The 11,743-nt window shown below is 74.3% G+C and carries 9 protein-coding genes; 7 read left to right on the forward strand and 2 right to left on the reverse strand.

What is annotated here, in order from left to right; genetic code table 11:
• Window positions 1–46 precede the first annotated feature (46 nt).
• The 7 genes from DEI95_RS10950 (at window position 47) to DEI95_RS10980 (ending at window position 9,931) form a co-directional block, all read left to right on the forward strand.
• A complete protein-coding gene (locus DEI95_RS10950) occupies window positions 47–2,104 on the forward strand; it encodes an Ig-like domain repeat protein (RefSeq protein WP_110826006.1) in 2,058 nt (685 codons plus the stop codon).
• Between the two features lie 67 nt (window positions 2,105–2,171).
• Window positions 2,172–3,185, forward strand: a complete 1,014-nt coding sequence (locus tag DEI95_RS10955; protein ID WP_181419622.1) for a sortase — start codon at window positions 2,172–2,174, stop codon at window positions 3,183–3,185.
• A 17-nt stretch (window positions 3,186–3,202) separates the two neighbouring features.
• The gene (locus DEI95_RS10960; protein WP_111060237.1) at window positions 3,203–4,090 is read left to right on the forward strand and encodes a phosphate ABC transporter ATP-binding protein; all 888 of its coding nucleotides are present in this window, start codon (window positions 3,203–3,205) and stop codon (window positions 4,088–4,090) included.
• A gap of 54 nt (window positions 4,091–4,144) precedes the next feature.
• Window positions 4,145–5,155 carry a glycosyl hydrolase family 18 protein gene (locus DEI95_RS10965; protein WP_110826009.1) on the forward strand — a complete coding sequence of 337 codons (1,011 nt, stop codon included), beginning with the start codon at window positions 4,145–4,147 and terminating at the stop codon, window positions 5,153–5,155.
• A 72-nt stretch (window positions 5,156–5,227) separates the two neighbouring features.
• Window positions 5,228–6,220 carry an AAA family ATPase gene (locus DEI95_RS10970; protein WP_181419623.1) on the forward strand — a complete coding sequence of 331 codons (993 nt, stop codon included), beginning with the start codon at window positions 5,228–5,230 and terminating at the stop codon, window positions 6,218–6,220.
• On the forward strand, window positions 6,220–7,554 hold the full coding sequence (locus DEI95_RS10975; protein WP_111060238.1) for a DUF58 domain-containing protein: 1,335 nt from the start codon (window positions 6,220–6,222) through the stop codon (window positions 7,552–7,554). Before DEI95_RS10970 ends, DEI95_RS10975 begins: the two co-directional genes overlap by 1 nt.
• Before the next feature lie 31 nt (window positions 7,555–7,585).
• A complete protein-coding gene (locus tag DEI95_RS10980; protein WP_111060239.1) occupies window positions 7,586–9,931 on the forward strand; it encodes a DUF3488 and transglutaminase-like domain-containing protein in 2,346 nt (781 codons plus the stop codon).
• Here the strand turns inward: DEI95_RS10980 and DEI95_RS16705 are convergent.
• Together DEI95_RS16705 and DEI95_RS10990 are read right to left on the reverse strand one after the other, a co-directional pair.
• Window positions 9,915–10,547: a TetR/AcrR family transcriptional regulator gene (locus DEI95_RS16705; RefSeq protein WP_181436286.1), complete on the reverse strand. Its 633-nt coding sequence runs from the start codon at window positions 10,545–10,547 to the stop codon at window positions 9,915–9,917. The genes DEI95_RS10980 and DEI95_RS16705 overlap by 17 nt on opposite strands.
• Before the next feature lie 245 nt (window positions 10,548–10,792).
• Window positions 10,793–11,596: a trimeric intracellular cation channel family protein gene (locus DEI95_RS10990; protein WP_110891068.1), complete on the reverse strand. Its 804-nt coding sequence runs from the start codon at window positions 11,594–11,596 to the stop codon at window positions 10,793–10,795.
• Window positions 11,597–11,743: the final 147 nt, after the last annotated feature.

The raw sequence follows: 11,743 nt of genomic DNA on the forward strand, positions 1-11,743 counted from the left end.
GCTGCCACCTGGGCCGCGTCGGAACCCACGAAAGGAACCACCAGCCATGAAGGCGAACACCTTCTGCAAGATCGGCGTCACGTTCGGGGCGACCGCCCTGATCGTCGGTGCCCTCGCCGTGCCGGCCGCCCAGGCGGACCCGGCCGGCAACGCGTTCGGCACCCTCGTCGGACTCGGCTCGGACACCACGCAGGACGTCATGAACGGCGTGGCGACGGCCGTCGGCGGCGGACAGATCGCCTCCTACGACGCGGCGAACGCCGGTCCCTCGGTGGTCACCCGTGCCGGCGGCAAGGCGATCCCGCGCGTGTCCGGATCCGGTGCCGGTCGTGACGCGCTCCTCGTCGCCATCGGTGCGATCGCCAGCAAGTCCGGCGTCGCGCTGGCCGACGGCACGAGCACGACGGTCGACTCCTCGGTGGTCGGTCAGCTCGACTTCGCCCGGTCCTCGAGCGGCCCGTCGAGCACCGCGTCCGACGGCGTCGTCGCGTACGTCCCGTTCGCCCGCGACGCCGTCGACGTGGCGTACGCCCCCGGCAGCCAGCTCGCGAAGGTCCCCTTCTTCGTCGGCGACGGCACCCAGGCGAAGACCGCCCCGACCCTGTGGAACGTGTACCGCGGCGACGTCACCCACGCCTACTTCAGGGCCGACGGCTCGTACGACTCGGTCGGCTCGTCCGCCACCGGCCCCGACGGCACCACGGCCGTGAAGATCAAGCCGCTCCTGCCGAAGTTCGGCTCGGGCACCCGCAGCTACTTCCTCGGCAAGCTCGGCCTCACCGACGCCTCCGGCTTCACCTCGACCAGCCCGTTCGTGTCCGACACGGTGGCCGGTGAGCCGATCGAGGAGCACAACGGCCAGGCGATCGTCGACAGCACCACCGGGGGAACGCTCGCCCTCGCCCCGTTCTCGGTCAGCCAGTGGGTCGCGCAGGCGAACGGCGTCGGCTCGGTCAAGGACCGTCGCCACGGCGTGGTGCTCGCGCCGCTGAGCGTCGTCGACGGCAAGCAGGCCCCGGCCACCACCGGCAGCGGCTCGTCGTACGCGACCAACCCCGCGTACGCCGGCTTCGTCCGCGACGTCTACAACATCGTGCCGTCCCGCCTGGCCGACGACCCGTCGAGCGCGATCGCGAAGACCTTCGTGGGCAAGGACTCGCTCGTCTGCAAGCAGACCGCCACGATCGCGGCCTACGGCTTCCTCCCGGAGCCCGCCACCACGCCGGCGACCACCTGCGGCTACGACCAGCTGCGCTCGGTCACCGCGTCCCCGAGCACCACGAAGCTCACCGTCCCGGCGACGGCCACGGCGGGCAAGGCCGTCACCGCATCGGTCTCCGTCGACTCGTTCGGCGCGGGCGGTGGCACGGTCAAGGTGTTCAAGGGCACCACGGTGGTGGGCATCGGCACGATCGCGCGCGGCGCCACGACCGGCACCGCCTCGGTCACCCTGCCCGCCGGATCGGCCTCGGTCACGGCGCTGTTCGTCCCGGCGCTCGCCGGTGTCGCGTCCAGCAGCTCCGCGCCGTCCACCGTGGACGTCGCCCCCGCGACCGCCGTGGCGCTGACCGCCCCGAAGCTCACGGTCGGCAAGACCGCGAAGGTGGCCGTCACGGTCACCGGCGCGGACGCAGCCGGCGGCACGGTCACGCTGAAGAACGGCAAGGAGACCCTCGGCACCGCCCAGGTGGCCGCTGCCGGCACCGCGACCGTCTCGTTCGTCCCGAAGGCGGCCTCGTACAAGCTCAGCGCGGTCTACGTCGGGAAGGCGTCGGGCACGACCGTGACGAGCCCGACCGTGTCCGCCGCGGCGGCCAAGGGCACCGCGACCGTCACGGTCAGCGCGATCAAGTCGGTCAAGGCCTCGGCCAAGGCGAAGGTCGCCGTCCGGGTCTCCGGCGCCGGCTCGGTGCCGACCGGGACCGTCACCGTCAAGGAGGGCAGCAAGAAGCTCGCCTCCGGCACCGTGTCGAGCAAGGACGGCCGCGTGACCGTCACCCTGCCGAAGCTGAAGGCCGGCACCCACAAGCTGACCGTGTCCTACGGCGGCAGCACGACCTGGAACAGCGCCAGCAAGGCCGCGACCCTCAAGGTCACCAAGTAACACCCCCTGCCCGGTCGGCCGCACCGCGGCCGGCCGGGCCCCTCCCACCACTGCGATGGACGAGACCATGACCAGCACCCCCTCCCGACGGGACCGGCCAGCCCGACGGCTGCCCGTCCTGCGCCGGCCGACCTCCCGACGCACGGTCCGCCGACCTGCCGTCCGCCGCCCGACCAGCGGGTGGTCGACGGAGCCCGTCGGTCCCGCCGCCCGGGCACTCCCGGTACTCGGCCGGCCCGAGCGGTGGCGGTTCGGCGGGTCCGCGCTCGTCGTGGTCGGGTTGCTGCTGGTCGGGTTCGCGTTGCAGTTCATCGCCGTCTCGCAGGTCTCGTACGTCCGCGACCAGCAGCTCGCCCTCGACGCCTACCGGTTCGAGCTCGCGAACGCGACCGCCCCCGTGGGGCAGACCGGGCCCGACGGCCGTCTCGTCGCGGACGGCACCCCGGTCGCCCTCCTCCGGGTCCCCGCGATCGGCCTGCGCTCGGTCGTCCTCCAGGGCACCACGTCGGACGTCACGCGGTCCGGCCCGGGTCACCGGCGGGACACCCCGCTCCCCGGACAGGCGGGGGCGAGTGTCGTGTACGGACGCCAGACGGCCTACGGCGGCCCGTTCGGCCGCATCGCCGAGCTGCACCGCGGCGACACCCTCACCGCCACCACCGGCCAGGGCACCGCCCGGTACCGCGTGACCGACGTGCGCCGGACCGGCGACCCCGTCCCGGCCCCGATGGCGGTCGGTGACGGTCGGCTGACACTCGTCTCCGGTGCCGGGCTGCCGTTCCTTCCGCACTCCGTCGTCCGCGTCGACGCCGAGCTGGTGTCCGACCCGGCGCCGACCCCCACCCCGGCCTTCGGCTACTCCAGCCTCGAACCCCGCGAGCTCACGATGGCCGGCGACGGGACGGTCTGGCCGTTCGTGGTGCTCGGGCTCATCGTGCTCGCCGCGATGGTCGCGCTCTTCACGGTCGGGATGCGCCTGTGGGGCCACCGGCAGACCGTCGTGGTGGCCGTCCCCGTCGTGCTCGCCGTCGGACTCTTCGCGGCCTCGCAGCTCACCCTCCTGCTCCCCAACCTGATGTGACCGGAAAGGCCACCACCATGACCGACACCGCCACCACGGTCGACGAGTTCGACAGCTGGTTCGCCCCCGGCACCGCCCCCGGCGCAGTCATCGGCACCGACACCCCGACCGAGCTCATCCCGACGCTCACCCCGGCAACCCTGGATGCCCGTGACGTGTCCGCCTGGTTCGGCGACCACAAGGTCCTCGACCGGGTCTCGCTGACCATGCCGGCCGGTCGGGTCACCGCGCTCATCGGGCCGTCCGGGTGCGGCAAGAGCACGTTCCTCCGGACGCTCAACCGCATGCACGAACTCGTCCCCACAGCGTCGCTCGCGGGCGAGGTGCTGCTCGATGACGTCGACATCTACGACGCCTCCCGCCGCATCACCGAGGCACGACGCCAGATCGGCATGGTGTTCCAGAAGCCGAACCCGTTCCCCGCGATGAGCATCGCCGACAACGTCCTCGCCGGCCTCGCCCTCACCGGGGTCAAGCTCGACAAGAACGCGAAGACCGACCTGGTCGAGGAGACCCTGACGAAGGCCGGGCTCTGGAACGAGGTCAAGGACCGCCTCCGGCAGGCGGGCGGCGGGCTCTCCGGCGGCCAGCAGCAGCGCCTCTGCATCGCCCGGTCGCTGGCGGTCCGGCCGCGGGTCCTCCTGATGGACGAACCGTGCTCCGCCCTCGACCCGACGTCGACGCGCCGCATCGAGCAGACCATCACCGAACTGGCGCGGGACGTCACCGTCGTCATCGTCACGCACAACATGCAGCAGGCCCAGCGTGTCTCCGACCGGTGCGCCTTCTTCCTGGCCGAGGCCGGCACCCCGGGCGCGATCGTCGAGCACGGTCCGACCGACGCGATGTTCGGTGCGCCGCAGGACCCGCGCACCGCCGACTACGTCAACGGCCGGTTCGGGTAGGCGGAGCGCGCCACCGCCGGGCGGCACGTCCCGACCGCACGGTACAGTCGGCGCGTGCAGCGACGATCAGTGGTGGTGACGGCCGGCGTGCTCGCAGCGGGCCTCGTGCTCGGCGGCGGTGCCACGGCGGGTGCGGTGACGACCGAGGCGTACATCGGCCCCGGTCCGCACGCGGTGTCCCGTGTCGCGGACGCCGGACAGCGGGCGACCACGATCGGCGTGGACGGCGTCACCCTCCGGGACGACGGGAAGGCCCTCGCCGCGGCACCCGACGGCCTGGCGCGTCTCGCCCGCACGGCACACGCGGCCGGTGCCCGGTCGGAGCTGCTCGTGAGCAACTTCTCGGAGACCCTGGGCGACTTCTCGCCCGAGACGGGCACGGCCCTGCTCGCCGACGCGACGAACCGCGACCGCGTGGCCCGCGCGCTCGCCCGGACGGCTCAGCGCGACGGCTTCGACGGCGTGCAGATCGACCTCGAGTCCCTGCGGGAGCAGGACCGACCGGGCCTCGTCGCGTTCATCGACGCGGTACGGGCGGCGGTCCGCGAGCGACTGGGCCCGAGCGCGAGGACGTCCATCGCCGTGATGGCCTCGACGGACCGGGCGGGCTACCGCGACACCGGCTACGACCTGCGGGAGATCGCCCGCCGTGTCGACCGGGTCGTGCTCATGACCTACGACCAGCACGGGCCGTGGAGCGGTCCGGGGACGATCGGTGCCCTCCCGTGGACGCGGCAGGTCGTCCGGGCGGCGCAGTCCGCCGGCGTCCCGCGCGGTCACATCGACCTGGGCGTCGCCGGGTACGGGTACGTGTGGGGCCCCGGGGCCGTGGACCGCTCGTTGACCGTGGCGCACGCGGCACGGCTGGCGGGGGACCGGGCACGGTGGTCGGCGCCCAACGGCGAGTGGTCGGCGACGCTTGCGGACGGTCGGGAGCTGCACTGGTCCGACGCCCGCTCCTACCGGGTGCGCCAGGACCTGGCCCGCGAGCTCTCGCTGCACGGCGTCGCGATGTGGTCCCTGGACTCCATGCCGCTGCCCAAGGACCGTCCGCGCAACCGGTGACACATCCTCCGCTGGCTGTCATCGCGCCGGGGTAGCATCGCCGCACATCGACCCCGTGGCGAGGAGACCTGCGTGCCGGACCTGACCCACCGAACCGTCCCGATCGACGTGATCCAGGAAGCCGGGGCGGCCATCGCCTCGTCGGTCGCGACCGTGGTGGACGGCAAGCCCGACGCGATCCGCACGGCCCTCACCGTCATGCTCGCCGAGGGCCACCTGCTCGTCGAGGACGTCCCCGGCGTCGGCAAGACCGTGCTCGCGAAGGCGCTCGGGGCGTCCGTCGGGGGGTCGGTCAACCGCATCCAGTTCACGTCCGACATGCTCCCGTCCGACGTCACCGGCGTGAACATCTACGACCAGTCGTCCGGCACCTTCCGGTTCTCACCCGGGCCGGTCTTCGCGAACGTCGTCATCGGCGACGAGATCAACCGCACCAGTCCGAAGACCCAGTCGGCCCTGCTCGAGGCCATGGCGGAGTCGCAGGTGACCGTCGACGGCGTCACCCGGCCGCTCGAGTCCCCGTTCATGATCGTCGCCACGCAGAACCCGGTCGACATGGAGGGCACCTACCCACTGCCGGAGGCCCAGCGGGACCGCTTCATGGCCCGCATCGCGATGGGGTACCCGAGCGCCGGGGCGGAACGGCGGATGCTGTCAGCTCGGGGGGCGCACGACCCGCTCGGCGACCTGCGCCCGGTCGTCGACGTCGACACCCTGCGGTCGATGATCGCCGCCGTCCGCACCGTGCACGTCGCCGCGGACGTCGAGGCGTACATCGTCGAGATCGTCCGCGTCACCCGCACGCACCCCGACCTGCTGCTCGGCGCGAGCCCCCGTGCGACCCTGCACCTGGCGCAGGCCGCCCGCGCCGCCGCGGCCCTCGCCGGACGCCCGTTCGTCACCCCGGACGACGTCGCGGCGCTCGCACCGGTGGTCCTCGCCCACCGACTCGTCCCGGTCGCCCGTGGACTCGGCGGCGCGGCCGAGGACACCGCCCGCGAGATCGTCGTCCGCATCGTCGCCGACACCGCGGTGCCCTTCACCGCCACGCCCGTCCGGTCCTGATGGCGGACCAGCGTCCCGTCGCCGGGCGGCTCGCGCGTCGCACCGGCGCGACGCGCTCGGTGCTGTCCCGGTACGGACGGCGGGGGCTCGGGATGCTGCGGCGCACGCCGTTCCCCCGCCCGACGCTCCGCGGCTGGACCGTGACGGTGGCCGGCATCGGCCTCGTCCTCGCCGGACTGGCGACGTCGATGAGCGTCGCCGTGACCGCCGGGCTGCTCCTCGTCGTCCTCGTCGTGCTCGGCGTCGTGACCGCACTCGCCGTGGCGGCGCCGCTCCGGGCCTCCCGGTCGGCACCGCGCGCGGTCGTGCAGGTCGGCGAGGTCTACCGGGAGCGGGTGACGCTCCGCGGCTCCGGCATGCGGTTCGCACCACGGTCGACGCTGCTCGTCACCGAGCAGCTCGACGACGTGTTCGTCAGCACGGCGGAGCCGATGTCGCTCCTGGCCGTCGGGCCGGCGACGCCGCCGGCCGTGCTCGATGTCGAGGCCCTCGCGATCTCCCGGGGGCGCGGACTGGTCGGCCCGGTGACGGTCCGTGTCGAGGACCCCTTCGGCCTGCTGCGGATCGACCGGCCCGTCGTGTCCGCGGAGGAGGTCGTCGTCGTGCCCGCGTCCGTCCCGCTCGCGGCGCTCGACTCCGCTGCCCTCGCCGGGGCCGTGTCCGCCGACGAGGGGCGGGTCGGGCAGGGCGGGTCCGCCGACGACAGCGAACTGCGCCCCTACCGGCCCGGCGACCCGATCCGCCGGGTGCACTGGGGGCAGAGCGCCAAGCGGGGCGGCCTGCACGTGCGCCAGACCACCCAGGCCCAACCGCCCGAGGCGGTCGTCGCGCTGGACGTGCGACGCGAGTCGTACCAGCAGCTCGGTCGGGACGACCTGGCCGAACTCGCCGACCTCGGTGGCGACCAGGCCTTCGAGCACGCCGTCGTGGTGGCGGCCAGCGTCGCCCGGGCGTTGTCGGCGCGGACCTCGCGCGTGGCCCTCGTGACCGACGGACCCGGCGGGGACGTCCGGCACAGCGGCGACGCCGGCGGGCTGTCCGAGGTCCTCGTCGGGCTCGCGGACGTCTCCGTGCGGAGCGGCGCCCGTGACGTGCCCGAGGTGCTGCACGGCGTCCGGGGCCGGGACGTGCACGGGATGACGGCCGTGGTGACGGGACACTGCACCCTCGACCAGGCCGCAGAGCTCGTCTCCGCCACGAACGGGTCGAGCCGGGGCCTGCTCGTCACGGTGGTGCCGCCGGACCCGGCCGTGCGGGGCGTCCTCGACCGGGCCGGATGGCGTGTCCTCGTCGTCCCGGTGCCGGGCAGCGCGACGGCGGGACGCACCCGGTGACCGCCGACCCGACCGCGGACGGACAGCACGCATGACCGCCACCACCCCGAGCCGACCGCGGCCCCACGTCGACGTCCGCGAGGTCCTCGCCCGCGACGACCGCCTGTCGGACCGTCCCGACGCCCGCGTCGTCGCACTGGCCCCGGTGCCGGTGCTCGTCGCCGCCCTCGCGATCCGTCCGCTCGTGCAGGGGACCGCGTGGTGGGTGTCCGGCGTGCTCGTCGCCGCCGTGCTCGTCGCCGTCGTGCTCGCGTTCCGGTCCCGCCCGCGGGGCGTCCGCTTCGTCGCGCTCGTCGCCACGCTCATCGTCACGTCGTGCGGGGTCGCGCTCCTCAACGGCTCGGCACCGCTCAGCTGGCTCGACCAGAGCGGTGCGCTCGGACAGACGCTCGCGGCCATCCGGCTCAACCCCGCGCCGCTGCCGCAGACCGACGCGATCCGCCTGGTCGTCACCGTCGCGATCGCGTGGGTCGCCGGCGCGTCGCTGTTCCTGGCCGCGATCGCCCCGACGGCGGCGCTCGCTGCCGTGCCCGCGCTCGTGATCCTGCTCGTGCCGGGGATCATCACGGGGGAGACCCCGTCCGCGTGGATCGTGGTCCTCACCGCGCTCGCCTTCCTCGCGCTCCTCTGGACCTCCGTCCGTCCGGTGCAGCGGGTGCTCCCGGCCGCCGTGGTCGGTGCGATGGGGCTCGTCGTCGCGGTCGGGCTGCCGACCCTCGTGCCGCTCGACTCGGGGTGGCTCTCCGGCGTCACCGGCTCGGTCCGCTCGCCGATCCAGCCGGGCCGTCCGGGGACGCTGCTCGAGCTCGGGCAGGACCTCCGCCGCCCGAGCGAGCTCGAGGTGTTCCGGTACCGGTCGGCCGACGGGCAGCCGCAGTACCTGAAGCTCGCCGACCTCGACGAGTTCGGGACCGGGGACTGGGTCCCGACCGTGACGGACGCCAGCACCGCCGACACCGCCGACCAGTCCCGGTGGGCTGTCGGCGTGAACCCGCGGCTCGCAGGCCGTACCGACGTGACGGTCCGCATCACCGGGCTGTCGAGCAACTACCTGCCCCTGCCGGCGGGGGCGATGTCGGTCGAGTCGCAGTCGACCAACCTGGACCTCACCCAGTGGCGCTGGTCGGGCGACACGAACACGGTCCGGTCCGCCGGGCCGGCGACCACGCGCGGCGCCACGTACGAGGCGTACGGCGCATCGGTGTCGGCGAACGCCTACCTCGACGCCGTGGCCGCGTCGGGGCGGCTCGGCCAGGCGGGCGGCCGCGGCTTCCGCACCCCGTCCGCGGCGCAGCTCCGGACCGACACCGAGCTCCCGGACGACCTGCCGGCGGTGATCGCCGACACCGCCGCCCGGGTCGAGGGGTCGACGACGGGCGACTACGAGCGGGCACGTGCGCTCGAGCAGTGGTTCCGCAGCGGGCTGTTCGAGTACTCGGAGACGGCCCCCGTCGAGCGGGGGTACGACGGCGACAGCATGGACGTCGTCGCGACCTTCCTGCGGGAGCGATCGGGCTACTGCGTGCACTTCGCCTCCGCGATGGCGGTCATGGCCCGCACGCTCGGCATCCCGTCCCGCATCGCGGTGGGGTACCGGGCCGGCGGCGCGAAGGAGGACGGCGAGTACACGGTGTCGAACCGGCAGCTGCACTCGTGGCCGGAGCTGTACATCCGCGGGGCCGGCTGGGTCGCGTTCGAGCCCACACCGGCGTCGGACGCCGCCGCGCAGGCCGAGTCCACCCCGACGTCGACGCCGTCGGCCGCCCCCTCCGAGACGCCGCTGCCCGCTCCTGGCGAGACCACCGCGCCCTCGGCCTCACCGAGCGCCGAGCCGAGTGCGGGGGCCGGGGCGGACGCAACCGGCGGGACGGGCGGTGGGGGAGCCTCCCGGGCCTGGGGCGTGCTCGTCGGACTGCTCGTCGCACTCGTGCTCCTCGTCGCGCCGGGCCTGCTGCGGGCGGTCCGTCGTCGCCGTCGGACGGCCGCGGTGTCCGCCGGCCGCGACCCGGCCGTGACCGCGTGGCGGGAACTCCTCGACGACCTCGACGACCACGGGTTCGCCCCGGTGTCCGCGCCGCCGGGCGACGCCGCCGCCGCCGCGCGGACGGCACGGGCGGTGTTCGGACGGCTCCGTGCGACCGTCCCGTCCGCGGTGGTCCCGCACCTGGAGACGGTCGTCGACGCGGTCGACCGGGAACGGTACGCGGCGGGTGGTGCGGCCGACCCGCAGGTGCTCGTGACGGCACTCCGGGAGGCCCGGACCGTGCTGGACGCGGCCGTGTCCCGCCGGCAGGTGCTGCGGTCGCGGCTGCTCCCGCCGAGCCTGCTGCCCTCGTCGGCGTGGACGCACGGGCGACCGGTCAACGCGGCCGGATGACCGCCTCGACGAGGGCGGCGACGACGTCGCCCGGGTCGGCGTCGTCGAGCGCGGGGGCGTCGAACACGGTCCCGGAGTTGGCCGCGACGAGCAGCGTGGCGAAGGTGTCGAGCGGCATGCCGGGGTCGAGCTCCGGGTGCGCGGCGAACCACCGGTGGACGAGTTCGCGGACGCCGTCGTGCAGGTGTCGACGCTGTCGGACGAACTCGGGCATGAACTCCGGGTGGCGGATCGCGTAGCCCCGCAGTTCGGAGAGCAGGGCGAACTGGGCGCTCTGGTCGTGCCGGCCGAACGCGGCGCGGACGACGTCCCCGACGTCCGCGGCCTCGATGTCGACCCGGACGAGCTCCTGCAGCGATTGGAGCACGAGGTTCGTGGCCCGTTGCATGACCTGCCCGACCAGGTCCTCCTTCGACGAGAAGTTCGAGTAGACGGCGCCCTTGCTGAACCCGGCGGCGGCGGCGATGTCGTCGAGCCGGGCCTCGTGCACGCCCTGCTCGGCGAAGGCCCAGGCGCCGGCGGTGAGCAGGCGCTCCCGGACCTCGGCGCGTGGCGTGCGCGGGACCGACCTCGTGCGCTCGGGGCCGGGGGTGTGCGGTTCGGGTGCGTCGGTCATCGGATCCTGTTCCGGGACTCTGCTGGTCGGTGTCGGGGCACCGCCGGTGGTGACGGCGGTGCGTGCGGGTCGGGGAGCCGCGCCGTGCGTCGGTCGCCGCGCGGGCGGCAGCCCCTCGTGCCCGCACGTCCCGGACGGGACCGCCGTCTTCGGGTCACGTCGGTGCGGCGACCGGGTGTGCGGCCGGGTCGATACCCGGCGGTCTCGAGTGTACGACGGTGCCGCCGCGGATCCCAGTGCCGATCTCAGTCCCCGGCGGGGTCCGCGGGATGCGGCGCTTCGCCGTCGGTGTGCACGCTGCCCGCGCCGGCTCGTCGACCGGGACGGCGGAGCAACCGGACGGCCTCGGGGCGGACGAACCGACGACCACGCCCGCGCCCGCGGCGCAGCAGGGAGGCCAGCCGGGACTGCGGCTGCCAGTCGCGACCGTTCGGCAGGCCCCACCCGCGCCGGACCGCGCCCCAGCGGAGGACGAGCGAGAGCAGGATCGCGACCAGGATGCCGATCGACGGCGAGCCGAGGTACGAGGCGACCACCATCACGGCGGACGCGGCGACCGCAACCGTCGCGTACAGGGCGTTCCCGCCGAAGACCGCCGGCACACGGCGCAGGAGCATGTCACGCATGGCCCCGCCCCCCACCGCGGTGACGGTGCCCATGATGATCGCGGCGGGCCACTCCAGTCCGGCGTCGAAGGTCCGCTGCACGCCGACCACCGCCCAGAACCCGATGACGGCGGCGTCGAGCACGGTGAAGAGCCGGTCCCAGGTGCGTTCGGAGAAGGAGACGAAGAACGCCGCGAGGGCGCCGGCGACCGCGACCGGCAGGTAGAGCGGGTCGGTCAGGGCGACGGGCGGCCCGTTCTGCAGCAGGACGTCCCGCAGCAACCCACCGCCGAGGCCGGACACGAAGCCGACCACGAGGAACCCGAACAGGTCGAAGTCCATCGTCCGCGCGATCGACCCGCCGAGCAGCGCGGACGCGAAGACCCCGGTGAGGTCGAGCACGTTCGTCACGGCGGCGAGGCCGTCCACGGTCAGCACGTTCATGGAGACCATCCAACCGCACGCGCGCCGCCCACCGGACGGAGAGGGGGTGCCCTCCGCCGTTTCCCTGGAGGCGGAGGACACCCGCACCGCGGGGTCTCGACGGACGGAACCACCGTCCGGCGACCCGGCGCGATGCATCGCGATGCG

The organism is Curtobacterium sp. MCBD17_008, assembly GCF_003234475.1.
Lineage (GTDB): Bacteria > Actinomycetota > Actinomycetes > Actinomycetales > Microbacteriaceae > Curtobacterium.